The sequence below is a fragment of the Peribacillus sp. SIMBA_075 genome, assembly GCF_046534585.1.
Window position 1 is genome coordinate 29,572 of record NZ_JAWRYN010000027.1, and the last position, 19,785, is coordinate 49,356.

22 protein-coding genes and 1 CRISPR repeat array are annotated in these 19,785 nt (G+C 35.3%); of the genes, 15 read left to right on the forward strand and 7 right to left on the reverse strand.

Annotated features, from left to right (window positions below):
- Positions 1-56 precede the first annotated feature (56 nt).
- Entirely contained in the window at positions 57-533 is a 477-nt protein-coding gene (locus SB775_RS18020) for a hypothetical protein (RefSeq protein ID WP_410862605.1), read from the reverse strand.
- Positions 534-1,106: 573 nt separating this feature from the next.
- Here SB775_RS18020 and SB775_RS18025 point away from each other — a divergent pair.
- The 10 genes from SB775_RS18025 to cas2 all read left to right on the forward strand — a co-directional run bounded on the left by SB775_RS18025 (position 1,107) and on the right by cas2 (position 11,167).
- The gene (locus SB775_RS18025) at positions 1,107-1,307 is read left to right on the forward strand and encodes a type II toxin-antitoxin system HicA family toxin (protein ID WP_410862606.1); all 201 of its coding nucleotides are present in this window, start codon (positions 1,107-1,109) and stop codon (positions 1,305-1,307) included.
- A gap of 114 nt (positions 1,308-1,421) precedes the next feature.
- Positions 1,422-1,895 carry a type II toxin-antitoxin system HicB family antitoxin gene (locus tag SB775_RS18030; protein ID WP_410862608.1) on the forward strand — a complete coding sequence of 158 codons (474 nt, stop codon included), beginning with the start codon at positions 1,422-1,424 and terminating at the stop codon, positions 1,893-1,895.
- 936 nt (positions 1,896-2,831) lie between these two features.
- Positions 2,832-3,155: a hypothetical protein gene (locus SB775_RS18035; protein WP_410862609.1), complete on the forward strand. Its 324-nt coding sequence runs from the start codon at positions 2,832-2,834 to the stop codon at positions 3,153-3,155.
- 4 nt (positions 3,156-3,159) lie between these two features.
- Entirely contained in the window at positions 3,160-5,586 is a 2,427-nt protein-coding gene (cas3, locus tag SB775_RS18040) for a CRISPR-associated helicase Cas3' (RefSeq protein WP_410862611.1), read from the forward strand.
- A 120-nt stretch (positions 5,587-5,706) separates the two neighbouring features.
- Positions 5,707-6,420: a type I-C CRISPR-associated protein Cas5c gene (cas5c, locus tag SB775_RS18045; RefSeq protein ID WP_410862613.1), complete on the forward strand. Its 714-nt coding sequence runs from the start codon at positions 5,707-5,709 to the stop codon at positions 6,418-6,420.
- A 4-nt stretch (positions 6,421-6,424) separates the two neighbouring features.
- Complete coding sequence (cas8c, locus tag SB775_RS18050; protein ID WP_410862615.1) at positions 6,425-8,311, forward strand: type I-C CRISPR-associated protein Cas8c/Csd1; 1,887 nt, start codon at positions 6,425-6,427, stop codon at positions 8,309-8,311.
- A gap of 14 nt (positions 8,312-8,325) precedes the next feature.
- Positions 8,326-9,189 (forward strand): type I-C CRISPR-associated protein Cas7/Csd2, encoded by an 864-nt coding sequence (gene cas7c / locus SB775_RS18055; protein WP_410862617.1) that lies wholly within the window; start codon positions 8,326-8,328, stop codon positions 9,187-9,189.
- A complete protein-coding gene (gene cas4 / locus SB775_RS18060) occupies positions 9,189-9,839 on the forward strand; it encodes a CRISPR-associated protein Cas4 (protein ID WP_410862618.1) in 651 nt (216 codons plus the stop codon). Before cas7c ends, cas4 begins: the two co-directional genes overlap by 1 nt.
- Positions 9,836-10,867 (forward strand): type I-C CRISPR-associated endonuclease Cas1c, encoded by a 1,032-nt coding sequence (gene cas1c, locus SB775_RS18065; RefSeq protein WP_410862620.1) that lies wholly within the window; start codon positions 9,836-9,838, stop codon positions 10,865-10,867. Before cas4 ends, cas1c begins: the two co-directional genes overlap by 4 nt.
- A 9-nt stretch (positions 10,868-10,876) precedes the next feature.
- The gene (cas2, locus tag SB775_RS18070) at positions 10,877-11,167 is read left to right on the forward strand and encodes a CRISPR-associated endonuclease Cas2 (RefSeq protein WP_410862622.1); all 291 of its coding nucleotides are present in this window, start codon (positions 10,877-10,879) and stop codon (positions 11,165-11,167) included.
- Here cas2 and SB775_RS18075 read toward each other — a convergent pair.
- Positions 11,127-11,327 (reverse strand): hypothetical protein, encoded by a 201-nt coding sequence (locus SB775_RS18075; RefSeq protein WP_410862662.1) that lies wholly within the window; start codon positions 11,325-11,327, stop codon positions 11,127-11,129. The two genes, cas2 and SB775_RS18075, sit on opposite strands and share 41 nt — an antisense overlap.
- Before the next feature lie 8 nt (positions 11,328-11,335).
- Positions 11,336-12,099: a CRISPR direct-repeat array (repeat unit 32 nt; unit sequence GTCGCATCCTTCATGGATGCGTGGATTGAAAT).
- 72 nt (positions 12,100-12,171) lie between these two features.
- On the opposite strand from SB775_RS18075, the gene SB775_RS18080 reads away from it, so the two are divergent.
- The 5 genes from SB775_RS18080 to SB775_RS18100 all read left to right on the forward strand — a co-directional run bounded on the left by SB775_RS18080 (position 12,172) and on the right by SB775_RS18100 (position 14,510).
- Positions 12,172-12,384, forward strand: a complete 213-nt coding sequence (locus tag SB775_RS18080) for a hypothetical protein (protein WP_410862624.1) — start codon at positions 12,172-12,174, stop codon at positions 12,382-12,384.
- A gap of 352 nt (positions 12,385-12,736) precedes the next feature.
- Entirely contained in the window at positions 12,737-13,132 is a 396-nt protein-coding gene (locus tag SB775_RS18085) for a hypothetical protein (protein WP_410862626.1), read from the forward strand.
- Positions 13,107-13,601 (forward strand): excalibur calcium-binding domain-containing protein, encoded by a 495-nt coding sequence (locus SB775_RS18090; RefSeq protein WP_410862627.1) that lies wholly within the window; start codon positions 13,107-13,109, stop codon positions 13,599-13,601. Before SB775_RS18085 ends, SB775_RS18090 begins: the two co-directional genes overlap by 26 nt.
- A gap of 60 nt (positions 13,602-13,661) precedes the next feature.
- Positions 13,662-13,877 carry a hypothetical protein gene (locus SB775_RS18095; RefSeq protein WP_410862629.1) on the forward strand — a complete coding sequence of 72 codons (216 nt, stop codon included), beginning with the start codon at positions 13,662-13,664 and terminating at the stop codon, positions 13,875-13,877.
- A 285-nt stretch (positions 13,878-14,162) separates the two neighbouring features.
- A complete protein-coding gene (locus tag SB775_RS18100; RefSeq protein ID WP_410862631.1) occupies positions 14,163-14,510 on the forward strand; it encodes a hypothetical protein in 348 nt (115 codons plus the stop codon).
- A 603-nt stretch (positions 14,511-15,113) separates the two neighbouring features.
- Here SB775_RS18100 and SB775_RS18105 read toward each other — a convergent pair.
- The 5 genes from SB775_RS18105 to SB775_RS18125 all read right to left on the reverse strand — a co-directional run bounded on the left by SB775_RS18105 (position 15,114) and on the right by SB775_RS18125 (position 19,641).
- Entirely contained in the window at positions 15,114-15,332 is a 219-nt protein-coding gene (locus SB775_RS18105) for a hypothetical protein (RefSeq protein ID WP_410862632.1), read from the reverse strand.
- A 290-nt stretch (positions 15,333-15,622) separates the two neighbouring features.
- Entirely contained in the window at positions 15,623-16,210 is a 588-nt protein-coding gene (locus SB775_RS18110) for a YitT family protein (RefSeq protein WP_410862633.1), read from the reverse strand.
- A gap of 1,057 nt (positions 16,211-17,267) precedes the next feature.
- Positions 17,268-17,453, reverse strand: coding sequence for a YjcZ family sporulation protein (locus SB775_RS18115; protein WP_410862634.1), 186 nt, complete (start codon positions 17,451-17,453; stop codon positions 17,268-17,270).
- 570 nt (positions 17,454-18,023) lie between these two features.
- Positions 18,024-18,704 (reverse strand): response regulator transcription factor, encoded by a 681-nt coding sequence (locus SB775_RS18120; protein WP_410862636.1) that lies wholly within the window; start codon positions 18,702-18,704, stop codon positions 18,024-18,026.
- 415 nt (positions 18,705-19,119) lie between these two features.
- On the reverse strand, positions 19,120-19,641 hold the full coding sequence (locus SB775_RS18125; protein ID WP_410862637.1) for a YhcN/YlaJ family sporulation lipoprotein: 522 nt from the start codon (positions 19,639-19,641) through the stop codon (positions 19,120-19,122).
- Positions 19,642-19,785 lie beyond the last annotated feature (144 nt).

Genomic DNA, 19,785 nt, shown 5'->3' on the forward strand with positions numbered 1-19,785 from the left:
ATATCAAACTCAAGATGAAATCCCGTTCGTTTCCGACGGGATTTCGTTTCATATTATCAGAGTATCTCTTCTAAAAGTACTCTTAGTCTATCTGGGCCATCAATCTGTATTTTATTTAAATTACTTACCCAAAATCTTAATATTTCAAGTTTATCTAATCCTTCTGATACTTTTGCTACCCTCTCTTTAATCCTTAGAATATCCGGATTCCCCATAATATAGATAGAAATTTTAATAGTTGAAAGGGATTGTTGAAATCGCATGACCTGGGTAATATGCTCTGATAGATGAATGTCGAGTTGTGAACCTTCAAAAACTATGTCTGTTCCCTCGTTCTTATAGGCTTGATTCCCTCTAGATTCAATGATTAATTCGATATTGTTTTTTGTAGCTCTTACATCTACTTCTGAATGTGTGTCGCCACGTTTAATTGAATATCCTCTAAGTTGAAGATGCTGTACGATACGGTCGTTTACATCTTTGGGGGTCATTATTATCTGGTCAGGATTGAGTAATTGAGAATTAGCAGGCATATAACCCTCCTTATAAAGTTTTATATCTTTACTAACAAATATAACATTTTAAGGATGATTTGGATGTATAAAACAGGCAAATCAGTCAAGGATTTATTTGTATCAAAGGAAAGAGGATAGTTTTAGGGGAGATTTTTAAGTGAGCAACAAGTCATCACCACCAATATTTAGAGCTCGCACCACATTCATAAAGACACTCCCACACTTTATATGAAAATGAAGAAAACCCTTACTTATCATATAAAACGTTGATATATAGAATTTACAATGGTTACAAAAGCAAAAGAGTATAGAGAAACTTTAATATTAGAAAAGGAATATATTCATCCATAAATAAGAAAAAAGGAAAATATTTTTACATTCAGGAAAGGTGAACAAATCTTTAATCTAATCCTCAATCAAAGAAGTGTAATCCTGACCTTTCTGTTTTATTTAACGGTTGAAAAGATTCTTCTGATTTATAATATAGATTTCTTATATTCTACGATATCAAAATAATTTGACACCATTTTATACACGTGTGATAATACGTATAATTAAGCAAAAATTGAATAATATGAGGAGTGAATACTTTTGAAATCCCATTCTTCCAGAATAATCAATAGCGAGGTTGAACTCCTAGCTGATGGTTGGTATCTGGTTCATACTCTAGGGGGGCATCACCACTACAAGCATTCTAAAAAGTCAGGCCGACTGACTGTTCTTCATCCTGAGAAAGTCTCAACGATGAAGACAATGAAAAGCATTGGTAAACAAGCAGGGATTAAGATTTAATCCCTGCACCCTCTAAGTAATTAAAATGAACCAAACTGGAAGAGTAACAAGTAGTGAAACATCTTAATTTAATTAAAATTACAAGAAAATCTTTAGAAAGGAGAGATAATTAATATGGCACGCTCAAAAGGTGACATTAACAACCCACAGCAAGATAGACATTTAAAAATTTCGTACTCTTATCCTGCAATTTTTGAGTATGATGAAGATGGAATTTCAGTTTCGTTTCCTGATCTCCCAGGTGCACTTACTTGTGGAAATGATGAAGATGAAGCCTTTAGAAATGCTAAAGAGGCATTAGGATTACATTTATTTGGGATGGAACAAGATAATGAAACCATTCCTGTACCTACAAAACTCATTCAGGTATCCCTAGAATCTAATCAAGCTGTAGCTATTATCAACGTGTTTATGCCTTTGATTCGTGACCGTGTAAAAAGAACCACAGTAAAAAAGACACTAACAATTCCAAAATGGCTTAATGAAATAGCTGATGAACATAATATAAACTTTTCTCATATTCTACAAGAAGCTTTAAAAGAAAAATTGGGAATAAAAGAAGGTCAACAGGATCACCATTTATATTAATCCTTTTTGTATTTTGCAACTAGTTGAAATTACTCAAGTTCAATTAAATAAATTTATTAATTAAATTAAGATGTAAAGATTGATTTCAAAAAGTTATCCACTAACAATATAAGAAAACACAAAAATAATTTATCTAATTTAACATTCAGTAATGTTTAGTTCATTGATATGCCTATCTAAGTTTAATAAAAGAAGAGCAAAAACTCTCATGTCTAACTTTCATATATCTGACTTAACATAAAATTGAATATAACCCCGAACTAATTAAAATCTTAGCAATAGTGCTATAGATATTAAAATTTTCAAAGGGTCGATACAAGAGTCACTTTTGACTATTGTATCGACCCTTTTTCTTTTTTTCTAAAACAGCCACTTTTTGATTAATAATTTCTATTTAATTTTCAACATAATTAAAGATAGAGAAAAGGAAATAATTAAGGATATTTTCTAAGAGAACTCTTAATTAAATTTAATATTTTTCACATACATATATAGCTGTATGCACATTATCCTTTATGATTATTTAAATTTACATTTAGTTGACACGTATTAAAATACGTGTAATACTACGTATAATAACACGTATTATCGCTATAGATTGCATTTATTCCCTGTTTTTACACAAACAAGCACATTGGGCGTTGCATGTTCAAAAGTTTGGATGGCATCCATCATCCTTTGAGTAAGGTATAGGATGAGAGTAGTGAGTACATGTTTTGAGAAAAAAGAGGAGGAACCTGTATGAAACACGATTTAGCTTTCCGAAACAAAAACATTTAGAGCTGGATTTATTAAGAACGCTTTGCGATAGTAGCGGGGTATCCGCTGAACTCGTATTACGCCTTTGCAACATTTCTCTCCTTGATATGACAGAGAAGACCAAGCTTGATCGGGTGGAGCAGGCAATAGAATCTTATATCGAAACAGAAAATGCAAGTGAGGAGGATTTTTCATGATTTACAAGGAATTGAGCTTGAAGAATTTAGCTCGTATAGGAGTGCAAAATTCAACTTCCAAACGGATCACAAAAAGAACGTTGTCGTCATTTACGGGGAAACGGGCATGGAAAAAGCACAATCATCAATGGTCTTAAGCTTGCTATTCAAGGCAGTGACGCCGGACTTCTTGAAGACGAGACGTACGACCAATACATACTTGAACACTTCAATCAGCAAGCTCTTAAAGAGGGGGAGCGTAACGCTTACGTTTCCTAAGTTTAAGTACATATTTGGAGGGGAATTTAGTTTAGAGAGGGAGTGATTATATGAGTTATATTGCTCATATCCGTGAAAGCGACAATCGGATACAAACAGTTGAAGAACATTTACTAGAAGTAAGAGATTTAGCAGAATCCTACGGAGAAAAGATTGGCGTAAAACATTTAACTGGGTTAGCTGGCATGCTCCATGACATAGGCAAATATACCAATGAGTTTAGAGAATACATATTAGCAGCAGTAAATAATACAACCGCCCCACCTAAAAGAGGAAGTGTTGATCATTCAACTGCAGGAGGCAAACTTTTATACAACCTCTTCCATACAGAGAATATCACTCGTTACAAAGGGATAGTAGCTGAAATCGTAGGAAATGCTATTATTTCTCACCATGCATATCTACAAGATTTTTTAAATCCAGATTTAGAATCAAATTATTTACATAGAGTTCGGGATAAGCAATTGTCTGAATTTAATCTGACAAAGCAAGAATTTTTTGAGCGTGTCATAAATGAGACAAGATTTCATGAATATGTTGAAAAGGCTGCCCTAGAACTAGAACACTTCTTAACGAAAGAATATTCAGAAAATAAAGAAACCGAATTAATGTTCTTAACTAAATTTATCTTTAGTGCATTAATTGATGCTGATCGAACAAATACACGATTATTCGAAGAAAAAAAGGAAATCGAATCTGGAATTCAGCCAGAAAAATTATTTAATACATATTACCAGAGGCTTTTGTCAAAAATCAATTCATTCAAAAAACAGGAAAATGCAAATACTCCCATTAATCTTCTAAGAGCAGAGATGTCCCATCAGTGTGATCAATTTGCCGAGAAACCGTCAGGAATCTATACATTATCCATCCCCACTGGTGGCGGGAAAACATTAGCTAGTCTAAGATACGCACTTAAACATGCTAACCTTTATGACAAAAAAAGAATTATCTATATTGTCCCTTATACAACGATCATTGAGCAAAACGCAGAAGAAGTACGAAAAATATTGGGGGATGATGCTCAAATATTAGAGCATCACTCAAATGTAGTAGAAGATGCAGAGGATCATGATGAAAATCTGGATGGCATGATGAATGTGCAGCAAAAATTAAAACTGGCTAAAGATAATTGGGATTCCCCTATTATCTTTACAACAATGGTTCAGTTTTTAAATGTGTTTTTTGCTAAAGGAAGCCGAAATATAAGAAGACTCCATAACTTAGCCGAGTCAGTCATTATTTTTGACGAGGTTCAAAAAGTTCCCGTTTCTTCCGTGTCTTTGTTTAATCAAACATTAAACTTTTTAAAAATGCATGGTCATTCTAGTATCATCCTCTGCACGGCAACTCAACCGGCGTTGGACTTTGTAGAACAAAAATTGGAAATCAATGCAAATGCTGAAATGATTGAAGACTTAGAAGGTGTAATCGAAGCTTTTAAACGAGTAGAAATCATAGATAGAGCAACGAATGAAATTTTTAACAATGAAAAAATTTGTGATCTTATTGACGAGAAAATGAATGAAGTTAAGAGTATTTTAGTCATTTTAAATACTAAAACGGTTGTAAGGAACTTATATAACCTTTTAAAAGAGAAAGATAACGGTATTCCTATTTTTCATTTAAGCACATCGATGTGTGCTGCGCATAGGAATAGGATTCTTTCTGAAGTCACGCAGCATCTTAAAGAGGGAAATAAGATTATTTGTATCAGTACTCAACTTATTGAGGCTGGGGTTGATGTCAGTTTTGATTGTGTGATTCGTTCATTGGCAGGATTGGATTCCGTCGCACAAGCTGCTGGAAGATGTAATCGTCATGGAGAAAAGGACATCCAAAATGTTTATGTAATCGACCATGGTGATGAAAAATTAGATCGTCTAAGAGAGATTAAAGAAGGTAAGCAGGTGTCCAAAAAAATCCTCATTGATCTTAGGAAGAATCAAACAAGCCATGGTGGCCATGTGTTATCTAAACAAGCGATGGAAAGGTATTTCAAAGAGTATTACACAGCATTTGAAACAGATTTGAATTACTTTATACCAAAATTAAAAAAGAACATGACAGAATTATTGATGGCATCAAAACCTGAAAATAGTTACTTAGAAGCCTATTCTCGCAAAGAGAAAAAAGGCATTCCATTATTTCTAACAAATAGTTATAAAACAGCGGCTGATCATTTTCATGTGATTAATGAAATAACTACTTCAGTTATTGTGTCGTACGAGGATGGTGAAGATATTATTACGGAATTAAACGGTAATGGGACAATAGAAGATCTTACTAGATTACTACGGAAAGCCCAGCAGTATACAATTAACCTGTATCAGTATGAATTAGATCTATTAGCAGAAAATGATGGAATAGTGAGTTTTCTGGATGGGAAGATTTTAGCTTTAAAGAAGGGGGCGTATAACACAGAATTTGGCCTGAATCTTACAAATGATAGTAAGCTAGGTGAAATCATATTTTAAAAACCTATCTTTTTTAACCTAGGTTTTCAATAATATTATATTTTTCAATCCACACTTTCGTCTAATCAGCTGGTATATTATGTAATTATAGTTATATATCAAAAAAAGAGGGTGATTATAATGAGAAACTCGATTGAATTTGAGGTTTATGGTAATTATGCTTTATTCACGGACCCCTTGACGAAAATGGGGGGAGAAAAACTTTCTTATCAAGTACCCACTTATCAGGCGCTTAAAGGAATTGTTGAATCAATCTACTGGAAGCCCACTTTGCTAATGGTAGTAGATGAAATACGGGTTTTAAAACCAATACGTATGGAATCAAAAGGGATTCGCCCCAGTGAATATGGTGGAGGAAATACACTAGCCAATTACACCTATTTAAAAGATGTAAGGTATCAGGTTAGAGCTCATTTTGTATTTAATCTTCATCGACCAGAATTGACTTTTGACCGTAACGAAAATAAGCATCACAACATATTAAAACGCGCTCTAAATGCTGGAGGACGAAGAGATATTTTCCTAGGAACTAGAGAATGCCAAGCCTATGTTGAACCATGTGTATTTGGGGAAGGGGAAGGATTTTATGATAATTATGGAGACATCCATTTAGGTACCATGGTTCATGGAATTAATTATCCGGATGAAACAGCTAGGAATCAATTGGAAGTGCGATTATGGAATCCAGTGATGAAGGACGGCCTTATTCAGTTTATTAGGCCGGAAGAATGCATACAAGTACGTGTAATATCAGATATGGAATCGAAGCAATTCGATGATAGGAATGTAGAATCCGCTGATAACCTGTTCAACCAATTAGAAAGAGGGAGGTGAATAAATGAGTTGGTTATTAAATTTATTAGAAACATATGAATCTAATTTGGACCGCGTTGGTGTAATTGAAAAAAAGTATAACGATAAAGAATATACGCTGTTACCTATATCTCATACTACTCAAAATGCTCATATAGAAGTGGAAATTACCGAAGATGGCGAATTTCATTCAGCTACTGTCATTGAAAAAAGTGATGCTAACACATTAATTCCATGTACGGAAGATTCAGCAAACAGAGCTGGTTCAAAAATAGCCCCGTATCCTCTCCATGATAAATTAAGCTATGTAGCTGGCGACTTTGTTACATATGGCGGGAAAATAAAAAAAGAAGAACCATTTGCTTCCTATATAAAGCAATTGAAAGAGTGGGAACAATCAGCATATAGTCACCCTAAAGTGAAGAGCATCTATACTTATTTGAGAAAGAAGCGTTTAATTAAAGACTTGATAAAAGAACACATTGTGTATGTGGATGCACATAATCACTTAATTGATGTATGGAGTGATAAGTATGAGCCATTATATGGCGCAAAGCCACCCATTTTTTCCGCAGTTAACTCGGGGCAAGAAAGTGCATTTGTTCGATTTAATGTTCGTTCTCCGGATCGTATTTTAAAGAAGGTTTGGAAAGATCAAGAAATATTTGAATCTTTTATTCAATTTTATAAAGATTTATTAAGTGAAGAAGATTTATGCTTTGTAACTGGGAAAGTGGCCCCGAGGACGGACAAACACGCTAATAAAATAAGAAATGCCGCAGATAAAGCAAAATTAATATCTGCGAATGATACGAGTGGTTTTACATTTAGAGGACGCTTTAAAAAAAGCGACGAAGTAGCTAGTATCAGTTATGAAGTATCCCAAAAAGCCCATAACGCTCTGAAATGGTTAATTAATCGTCAAGGCAAAATCGTTGATCAGCGTGTATTCCTTGTGTGGGGGAATGAAGAAATTACTATACCTGATACAACGCTGGATACCTTTTCTATTGCACCTTTGCCAATTGGAAAAAAAGAAAGAATGTCCTTCACCCACCAAGAGTTTGCCAATGAAGTGGCTAAAGCTTTAGACGGGTATAGGAATAATTTAACTTCTAATGAAAACGTCAATGTACTTATTCTTGATTCAGCAACCACTGGCCGATTGGCAGTGCTTTATTATAGAAACATGAACAAGGAACTGTATTTGGATCGGCTGAAGAAATGGCATTCGACATGTGCATGGCTTCACCGCTACCGAAAAGATAATAATGAACAATATATTCAATTTTACGGAGCGCCAGCTACAAAGGACATTGCATTTGCAGCTTACGGTCCAAAGGTGAATGAAAAAGTCGTCAAAGGATTAATGGAGCGCATGCTTTCTTGCGTTATCGATGATAGAAAAATCCCATTAGATATTGTAAAAAGTGCTTATCAACGTGCTTCTAACCCTGTGTCTATGGATAACTGGGAATGGGAAAAAACACTCAGCATTACTTGTGCACTATTAAATAAACAGGAGGGATGCCAAGTGGCTTTAGATACAGAAAATATGGACCGTGATTATTTATTTGGCAGGTTATTAGCTATTGCGGATGTGATGGAAAGAAGAGCTCTAGGTTCAGGCGAAATGCGAGCTAGTAACGCACTTCGTTATATGAATGCTTTTTCTAAACATCCCGAAAGAACGTGGAAAACCATTCAGGATAGTCTTCAACCTTATCAAGCCCGGCTTGGAACAAAAGGATTATATTTATCCAAGTTAATAGATGAGGTGGCTTCTAGTATTTCATTTGAGGATTTTAATAATAAACCTTTATCAGGTAAATATTTATTAGGTTTTTATAGTCAACGACACGACTTATATCAGAAGAAAGAAAATAATGATTCCGTAGAAGTATCTAACTAAAAGGGGATATTAACATGACAATTCTAGACCATAAAATTGATTTTGCTGTTGTTTTATCAGTAACAAAAGCCAATCCAAATGGCGATCCATTAAACGGCAATCGTCCAAGACAAAATTATGATGGTTATGGGGAGATTTCCGATGTGTCAATTAAACGAAAAATAAGAAATCGTTTGCAAGACTTGGGTGAATCTATATTTGTTCAATCTAATGATCGAAAAGTCGATGCTTTTAAAAGTTTAAGAGAACGTGCGGAGTCTAACGCGGAACTAGATAAAGTATTAAAATCGAAAGAAAGTGCAAATGATACGTTTGCAATGATAGCTTGTCAAGAATGGATGGATGTCCGGAGCTTCGGTCAAGTTTTTGCATTTAAAGCAGTAGGAAAAGGAGCTAGTGTTTCCGTTGGTGTAAGAGGGCCTGTGTCTATCCATACTGCTACAAGTGTTGACCAAATCGATATTACGAGCATGCAAATTACGAAAAGTGTTAATTCTGAGCCTGGAAAGGAAAAAGGTTCAGACACCATGGGAATGAAACACCGTGTAGATTTTGGAGTTTATGTTTTTTACGGAAGTATTAACACACAGTTAGCTGAAAAAACTGGTTTTACAAATGAGGACGCGGAAAAAATTAAACAGGCACTAGTTACATTGTTTGAAAATGATACATCAGCTGCTAGGCCGGATGGTAGCATGGAAGTTCATAAGGTTTACTGGTGGGAGCATAATTCAAAATTGGGCCAATATTCTTCTGCTAAAGTACATCGGTTACTAGACGTTCAACATAATGTAGAAGAGCCGAAAACGTTTGACGATTATACCATTACTTTGAATGTACTAGAGGGTTTAAAAGTTGAGGAAATTGACGGTTTATAATGGAAGAAGATAATTATCTTATGTTGTCTGGTCTTCAGCATTTTCAATTTTGTAAACGCCAGTGGGCTTTAATTCATGTGGAACAGCAATGGGAAGAAAACGTTAGAACGATTGAAGGACAGCATCTCCATCGTAAGGCGGATAAGCCATTTATTAGGGAGAAAAGAGGTAATAAACTTATTGTTCGCGCAATGCCTGTTAAGTCAAATGAACTTAAAATTACAGGTGTTTGTGATGTGGTAGAGTTCATTGAAGATGAAAATGGCGTTGAAATAAATGGTGCTGAGGGAAAATACATCGCTTATCCTGTCGAATATAAACGAGGGAAACCGAAAGTAAACGATGCGGACATTTTACAATTAACAGCCCAGGCTATGTGTTTAGAGGAAATGTTACTTTGTGATATTGATATAGGTTATATATTTTATAATGAGATAAAACACAGAACTGAAGTACCGCTACCGTTAGATACTAAAAATAAAGTCAAGGCTATTGTCGTAGAAATGCATGATTATTATAAGCGCAGGCATACGCCTAAAGTAAAAACAGGAGCTTTTTGCAAAAACTGTTCCCTTCAAAATATTTGCTTACCAAAACTAATGAATAAATGGTCTGTAAAAAGTTATATTGAAGGGAAGATTCATGAATGAAAAAACTTCTTAATACTTTATTCATAACTCAGCCTGATGTTTATTTATCGTTAGACGGTGATAATATTGTTCTTCTTAAGAATCAGGAAAAGTTGGGTAGGTTGCCACTACATAATTTAGAATCCATCGTTTCCTTTGGTTATACAGGTACAAGCCCAGCACTGATGGGTTATTGTGCCGAAAGAAATATTTCATTAGTATTTTTAACATTGAGCGGGCGATTTCTGGCGAGAGTTGTCGGGAAAAGTAAGGGGAATGTAGTTTTAAGGAAGAAACAATACCGTGTATCAGATGATGAAGTAATGTCAGCAAAAATTGCACGTAATTTTATTGTTGGGAAGCTTTATAACAATAAATGGATAATTGAAAGAATGACAAGGGATTATCCATTACGAGTGGACGTGGCTCAATTTAAAGAAGTTTCACAACATTTATCATCGATCATTCTTGAAGTAAGAAAGTGCGAGGATTTAGAAAGGTTAAGAGGTTTGGAAGGACAAGCGGCAGTCAGTTACAATAAACAGTTTAATCAAATGATTTTACAACAAAAAGAGGATTTCTATTTTAATATGCGTTCTCGGAGACCACCGTTAGATAGCGTGAACGCAATGCTATCATTTGCTTATACGTTATTAGCAAATGATATGGCATCTGCCCTAGAGGGTGTTGGGCTTGATGCATATGTTGGTTTTTTGCACCGTGATCGACCCGGTAGAGCATCTTTAGCCTTAGACGTCATGGAAGAATTGCGAGGTGTTTACGCAGATAAGTTTGTTTTGACATTAATCAATAAAAAAATCGTAAATAAGGAGGATTTTCAAAAAAAGGAAAATGGAGCTGTTATCATGACAGATGGAGCTAGGAAGAAATTTTTATCGGCCTGGCAAAATAAAAAGCAAGAAAAAATTACACATCCATATCTAGGTGAAAAAATACCTTGGGGATTAGTACCACATGTACAAGCTCTATTATTGTCTCGTTATTTACGTAATGATTTAGATGAGTACCCACCATTTTTGTGGAAGTAGGTGTAACATTTGTTAGTATTGATTACGTATGATGTAAGTACCATTAGTAGTGGCGGACAAAAGAGACTGCGGAAAGTTTCGAAAATATGTCAAAATTATGGTCAACGAGTTCAGAATTCAGTATTTGAATGTATTGTAGATGCAACTCAATTAGCCACTTTGAAAATAAAACTGTCTAATATTATTGAGGAAGATCATGATAGTCTCAGGTTTTATCAGTTAGGTAACAATTATAAGTCCAAGGTAGAACATATTGGTGTCAAAGAATCAGTCGATTTAGATAGTCCTTTAATTTTTTAGTGCGAATGTTCAGCACACATAGATTTCCAGAAACATTCGCACCTAATTTTTCATGTTTTACTAGTGCAATTTTATGAATTTCTAAATTGAGTTCTTTATTTAATAAAGAAAATAGTGTATTTTTGAGTTGAATAACCCATTTTTTAGTTGTTTTAATCAAAAATCGCCGTCGCATCCTTCATGGATGCGTGGATTGAAATCGTAAGGATTGCGGGCATCTTGGTTTCCCGGAGCTCGTCGCATCCTTCATGGATGCGTGGATTGAAATAATTTCATCCATCATACATAGCTGCAGGATCTTAGTCGCATCCTTCATGGATGCGTGGATTGAAATACCAATTATCGAAGGACTTAATGAGGTTATAGAGAGTCGCATCCTTCATGGATGCGTGGATTGAAATGCAAAGTCTTTACTTACGTACAAGTGGTCAAAGTCGCATCCTTCATGGATGCGTGGATTGAAATATTAATTGTAAGTTTGTTGATTGCTTGGAAGGAGAAGGTCGCATCCTTCATGGATGCGTGGATTGAAATTTACGATTACTGTTTGCATTTTGTTTCCACCTTTGTCGCATCCTTCATGGATGCGTGGATTGAAATATTATTAAAACTCATATTTAGTTTCTTCCCCTGTTGGTCGCATCCTTCATGGATGCGTGGATTGAAATACCTTTTCTGGAACCTCCAAGAATCGGTAAACTCGTCGCATCCTTCATGGATGCGTGGATTGAAATCTTGGGTCGCCTCCCTTTATTCCGTCTTTGTAATAGTCGCATCCTTCATGGATGCGTGGATTGAAATATTTTGCGTTTTGATACAGTGTTCTTGCCTTTAAGTCGCATCCTTCATGGATGCGTGGATTGAAATTTAGTTAGTGATCCTACTGTTACAGGGGTTGAAGTCGCATCCTTCATGGATGCATAGATTGGAATAAATGATTAATTAAAATAATACGGTTTGTCGGACTTTTGCAAAGTGCTAGTATTAGCAATAGTTACAGGACGATGGAAGCATTGCATGATGTAGTGAAGGCTGGGAAGGCAAGGTATATTAATAAAATTCTAGAAATTAAGGAATTACTAAATATTTATCAAGTCGAACCAGATACGTTATTAAAGGATATTTGGTTTAGAACAAGGTCTTTATTAATGGATGGAAACTACGTTAGAACCTTATTTCAGCTCGAACCAGTAGGACATTATTCCATTAGGGAATAATGTCTCTTTATTTTGGACTCAGCTCATTGGAATTTGTTTTAGTTAACTTATATTTTGAAAGTAAAGTCAAAGCTCCTTGTTTTTTGTTTCTAAAATAGAAAAAACAGATATTTAAATTTATGGAAATAGATGCTATTGTTATTTTATAGAATCATTTGAGGTGGTTGTTATGTCAGAGTTCAGAGATTATTTAGGGTCGTTTATTCGGTTATATAGAGAGTCGAAGGGTTTAACTTTAAGAGAATTAGCTGATTATTTAGACGTTCCTTTTACGTCCGGCTCAGTAAACAGGCAACAGAAATTAGATGTATGAAAGAACTATACGAGATACAACAGGGGGAGAAGGAATAAGATGTTAGGAGCAATTCAGATTATCGCGTTTTTATTATTCGTAGTTTTTATCGTGAAAGGAATCATTGATATTTTTAGAAAGAAGAAATGGAGAAAATCGTTTTTATTCAGCTTAATTTCATTCGTAGTCTTTATGATTGCCATACTTAACGACCCGACATTAGATACAGAAACAGCTTCTAATGAAACGAAAACCAAATCATCACAGGAAGAGAAAAAGCAAGAAGAAAAGGCTGAGAAAAAAGAAGAAGCAGCCAAAGAAGAATCTGAGAAAAAAGATTCTGAAACAGCTAAAAAGGAAACGGAAAAGACTTCCGAAAAAGCTACTACACCCGCTACAACTAAAACAGCTACTCCTAAAGCCGTACAGCATGGAGTCAAAGCGAATAAAGAATAAAACGGTTGGGATTCAATTAGGAAAAGAGAGAACCGATAAGTATGGCCGAGTATTAGCGTATGTTTGGGTAGGGGATACGACTTATCAAGAAATGGTATTGGAAAAAGGATTAGCCGCTACCGCTTACTTATATAACGATTTAACGTTGCTCGATGAATTTCATAAGGCACAGGATATCGCTCGTAATAAAAAGATTGGAGTTTGGAGTATTCCAGGCTATGCTCACGTAGACCATGACCACGGTTTCCATTATGAAGAAGAGAAGAAAGCAGAGCCAGCTCCCGCTCCAAAACCTAAACCTGCTCCGAAGCCAGCGCCTACTCCAGAGCCAGAGCCAGAACCACAAGCAGAGTTCTTCCAGAACTGCACCGACTTACGTACCAAATATCCAAGTGGCGTACCATCCGACCATCCTGCTTATCAAGCGAAGATGGACCGAGACAAAGATAATTACGCATGTGAACAATAAAAGGAGGTGAGTCGAAAAGGGCTCGTCGCGCTGGCATTGTTCATACTGCGGCAGAACTTTATGCGAGATCCGATGATGAATCTGAGCGTTTCCAAGCTTCCGATGTTCATCGTTGGGCTGCTTCTGCTATTGTCGTATACGTTGATATTTATGTCGAGCATGATTGTTCTGCCGATGTTTCTGCAGACTGGTGCAGGACTATCTGTGTTCATCACCGGACTCATGATTTTCTTGATAATTTTTACGAAGAAAACTATCCAGCAATATACGAGTTAGAACAAAAAGCGTTTACAGATTCGTTTGGTCAATGCTGGAAAAAACCAGGTGGGGATATATTGAATTTACCATCGTTCTTTTTTTCCACGACGATAATAAATCATATGAGTTAAAAAATAATCAATGGATTGATGATGAAGAAAAATGGTCATAAAAAACGATGAAGAATGCCTATATATAGGCATTCTTTTTTATTATTGAAATATCAACATTAACGATTAACATAGCTTATTTTTATAAATCTCAAATTGGCAACCAAAGCTTTCGCAGATTTGAAAAACAAAATTGAATACTGAAACAGCTAATCATCTGGTCACTAGGGATCAGTTGGCCATCAAAACAGCTGAATATGACGCAAAGGTTAAAGAGCTTGCTTCAGCTAACAATACAATTAAAAACTTGAATGCTACACTTAAATATGTGGAAGAAAAGGCTGGACAATCTGATAAATTAGTCGCAGAACTTGTAAAAGAAATTCAAAAGGATAATAAAGAAGTGGAGAAACATGGCAAAGAGGTTGAAAAGGTGAAAACTAAAGCTGAGGCTGCTGAACCAATGACAAAAGAAGAAGTGTATGCAATAAATATCACTATTGATAAAGCAGATACACCATCAACAGAAGATGTACATTAAGAAGAATATCAATTAGTTTAAAATTCTTTTTTGTCTCAAAATATAAGAATACTAGTGGCAATGAGATACTATTTAAAAAAGCCTCCAAGATATACCTAGAGGTTTTTTCTGTCTACGGAGTCCTGGAAAACCGTAAATGGAGTTTCCCCAATTATACATTATTCAAGAAAATGTAAATGTATTTTTTTTATTCCGTCTCACTACAACAAGATTACTTGCCGTTTTGAGACAATGAATTTTATATATTTACAACTTCCTATAATTTATCTTATGTAAACCAGTTAAATTGTAAACTATGTAGAACCATAACTATTCTCTCTCCTCCATGTGTGTACGAAGACACAATGTAAAGTACATTGGGGACATGAATTTGAGTACATGGAGTTAGTAATCCACTCAAAACCGCACCAATTCAATCTCTAACTGTTTTGAGATACAAAATCGAGTACATTATAAACAATACAGTCGTATAAATTTAACTGTAAACAGACATAATTGATATCCCGTTTGTTCGGATATCCAGCAGCTCGAATGGTTGATAATAGCTCCACGAAAGAAAAGCGTTTTTTCCGTAAGTTTTTTAAAAGATTTTCCCATGTTTGATTAAAATGCTTGGATGGCCAATGAACATTCGAATAACCTGCGAAAAAGACTTAATTTAGAAAACAACAGATACATGATGACAAAGGTAATGATTCCTGTAATGGTCTGTTCAATTCCGTTTGCTTTGATAGGACTGACTGACAACGTGACAACAAACACAATGGCCGCAAGATCAGGCGGGGTCAACTGAGCCAGTACAGCCTTTCCTTTACAGAGCATTGCGACAATCACTAGACCAAAAAGCAGAATTAACTTGCCAATAAAAGTGAATATTTTCTAACCTTATTTTTATGTTTTCTAATAAAAAGACAAATACTATTCTACCACAAAACCATGAAAACATACTTAGCAAGGTGGACAGCTTGTATACAATAAAGAAAATCATAACTTCATGCCAAGTTATCAAGCGCTTTATGAAATAAGTTATTTATTAAAATACTAAAATCAACCGGTCGAAGGTGTAACGAAATGAAATCATTCAATCTTCTAGGTCTAAATGGTTCCATTCATTACTTATTCGATGGGCTAGCCATTAAAGATGTAATCATTCCAATCATACCAATAGTTAAGCCAGAAAAAAGGAAAGCTTTTAACTCTAACATTTTAAACGCCGACGTTACAATTAGACCATCTATCATGAAAATAACGACCCCTATATTAACGGACATAGCTTTCGATATAAATTGAGCTAACAAGTCAGTTCCCCCGGTACTTGCCTTATATCGAAGCATGACTCCTACTCCGATTCCAATTAATCCTCCTCCTAATAACACACTTGGAAAAATAGAAAGGGAAAATTGGTTTCTTAAAGGGGCTAGCCAATCAATGAACATAGACGCAACAATTAAACCCAAAAAGCTATTATAAAAGAATGATCGTTCATGAATCCATGCGAATATACACAGTGGGATACTCAAAAGAAACATGGCTAAACCTGTTGGGAATCCAAAGTAATAATGGATGATGAGGGCAATGCCTGTAATCCCTCCATCTAATAAATGATGGGGAACTAAAAAACCGTTTATTCCGATACTCAATAATAGACTGCCTATAAGAATAGCCGTGATTTTCTGAAGAATAAACATCACCTTTATCATTTGTTTATTGCTAATATATGTACAAGCATAAGACTTCAGAATGAGGCAGAGATTTATACCTAGTTGAAATTTAACCTTTTTAAAAATGGGTGTGACTAGGTGAATAAGGCCTCCTGTTAAAAATGCTCTTATGCAATTTTTTAACCACTGGTCTTTTTGTTTCGGTGTTTTTGAATACTTTGATATTCTTGTTGAACAGGTGTCAATTGTTTCTTCTGATTACTCGAAATGGGTCTCACCCCCTCTTTCTCCTTACGTTTGTTCTTTCATAAGACCTTTGATTTTATTAAAGTCCTTATCTAATTACTTTATATTTGTGTTATCCTTTTGGAGTTTTTTGTTCTAATTGATCAAGTTCCAAATACATTTTTGAATTCGTCGAAACAAGGATTTTATGATCTGGATACACTTTTTCCAAGTCTGATTTCACGTTCTTTTCGATTTTTTTAATCGAAAACGCTCAAAGTTTTCGACTTTTAGTGCTATGAATAACTCTTTATCCGTATTCACAGCCTTGAAGTATAAATTTCCATTTAATCTGAGTGGAATTGCTTTAACAAACATAATGGATTGTGAAGATAAAAAAATGGATACGGATATAGACGGTATTGCGGATAAATCTTCTTTAACAATCGGGTACACCTCTTGAACTGGTCTAGCCCTTGACCTAATAGTACGATAGGGCGCGTTAATCGAGGATGATAGCTAACGACTCTGAGGTTTTTCAAAGTTTAATCAAAATGTATCCCTATTGAAAGATTGGATGTAAGTACCAAATGGCTAAGTAAAGCCTTTTTAGAAACAACATTCGATTTGGGATTATGCTCATCCCAGGAATTACATCCTGTATTAATCTTATAAAAATGGGCATAAAAAAAGCAGCAACTTTGTCCGCCTTTTTCTCCTATTTTGTCCATATTTTTTATTAAAATAAATAAGCCGATTACTTTGGCGTAAAATAAGGAAAATACAGATTTACAAAGTTAAAAGCATCCCATCTGAAATAGAAATTAAAACATAAAAGGCCGACCAAAAATGAGGTCAGCTTTTGATATTCTTAGCAGCATGCACCATATCCATAGGCTGGGGCATATCCACCATAACCGCCACCAAAACCACCGCAGAAACTAGCTCCAACAATAATTAAGAGAATAAACAATACAACTAAAAAGGCAAATCCACCACTAAATCCACAGCCCCCGTCAAATCCATCACAACAGCCATCTCTACGAAAACCTGACATACAATCACTCCTTATTTGTTTTAAGGAGGAACTTAAATGGGTTAATTCATTCTATGTTCTACATAGTTTAATGACACGATTAAACAACAAAAAAGACCGAAATATCATTCTACCTTTCATGGCTCAAATACTTCATTTCATTGATTTGGCGTTCTATTGGGTCAAGGCTATATTCTAAGGCTTCCATTTGAATCACTTTTAGTTCGTTTGCTACATCATTCTCTTGAACCTTAGGGAATATATGTCCGACAATCCCTTTCTCCAATAAATTCTTTTTTATTTTGTTGTTGTATCTTCAATGCTTTATACAATTTCAGTTCTTTCACAACAATAGAACGAACCTTCTTTTCATCAACATCCGGAACGAACGATAATCGGTTACTCAGCTCCCCCTATATTTCAACCAAAAAGGGGTACCGCCACATACCCATCAAGCTAACAAAGTAAATTACTAAATACGAAATGATCCTTGTTTCAAAATTAGCGAGTGATGGAAAAATAGGCATACAAAATCCGGCTCTTCAGCACGCATTACGAAAACTGAGGAGCAGGATTTATCATTAGTTGAAATTATTTCACTTCTACCCAGCCGTTTTTAATGGCTAGAACAACAGCTTGTGTACGGTCGTATACATTTATTTTTTGAAACATGTTACTTACATGGTTTTTTACTGTTTTTTCACTGATGTATAAAGTTTCGCCGACGGCACGGTTGCTTTTTCCGTCTGCTAAAAGTTGAAGAACTTCACACTCGCGTCGAGTCAATAGGTGATGCGGTCTTCTGATTTCTACAGCATGCACTGAATCACGATCAGCACCCACTTCAGCAGCTAAACGACGATATTCTTTGACTAGATTATGTGTCACCTTCGGGTGAAGGTATGAGCCACCTTCTGCGACTACACGAACAGCATTAATTAACCCCTTGGCGTCCATTTCTTTTAACAGATAACCTTGTGCTCCTGTTTTCAATGCATGCTGTACATAGTTTTCATCATCATGAATCGATAAAATGATGACTTTCGTTTCAGGGTAACGGTTTACAAGCATTTTAGTTGCTTCAACACCGTTCATATTCGGCATGTTGATATCCATGATAACAACATCTGGTTTGTGTGTTTCAACAAGATCCATAGCCTCGCTTCCGTCATCGCCTTCGGCAACAACATCAAAGGATTCAAAATCTAATATACGCTTAACGCCTTCACGGAAAAGCTGATGGTCATCGATAATGATGATACTAGTCTTCAACGGCTTCTTCCTCCTAATTTATATAAATGCCTATTCTCTAAAATTTATAAATAGGGAATTTTCTTTTCAGCAGCATTTACAGAAAGAATAGCATATTTTTTCGTTTTGGGGATAATCCTTTTTCTTAGCTTGATGGCGATGTGGTGGGGCCTCTTGTTGAAGAAACTGTACGGCTGAACCATTAAATTGTTGATTAAGTCATACACATAAAGCAATTAATTCTTGTGCTTGATATTTACTTGTACGTTGAACAAAAATTCTTTAGAGAAGACGGAGATAAGAGATTCATTTCGTCTGAAACAGAAAAACTCATAGAAAACGCCACCCTTCCTGTATATTTCTACAAAAAGAATAGCGTTTTTTTCGGAATGATGATACAAATTCACCTTAGTTTGATGGCGATGGGGCGGTACCTCTACTTGGCATCCGGGAACACTCTTCGTACCATATCACCAAACTCATCAGATAGTCCGCCAATGGGCTTTCCATTTTGAATATCGTTCACATATTCTTTCATACTTTTAACAAAGTCCGGATTCGCAGAGACATAAACATCGTCTATATCTTTATCATGTTTTTTTACCTGATCAACAATTTTATTTTCTAAGTCATTAGTCAGGTTCTTGTCATTTGTCAGATTCACGGCAACATATGCGTTATTATCTGTAATAATGACAGAGGCACCGTCTACACCTTCCATGTCCTCTAGCCGATTTGCTATTTCATCAGCCACACGCATTTTATTATTATGGTCAGCATTGTAATTGTAATCGTTATCCCTGTTTCTGTCGTTTACATTCAAGGTATTGTCCATGGCATTATTCTTATCGCTTCGAGTATTCATTCCTACATTTTTTCCATGATCATTATTATCACTCGTCCCGCAGCCGGTAAGTAACAGCGCAATTAAGGCGCTTGTTAAAAAAGTGGATTTCATGTTAGTCACTCCTTTTAAAAGTATTTACCCTAGTACTATTTGTTGTATTTTCGGGAATATTCATAAAAAGAGGATTTTATTAAAAGTGCTTGTTATGGATACCTGACTGGTTTTGCTCGGAATATCTACATTAATTTTATTTCA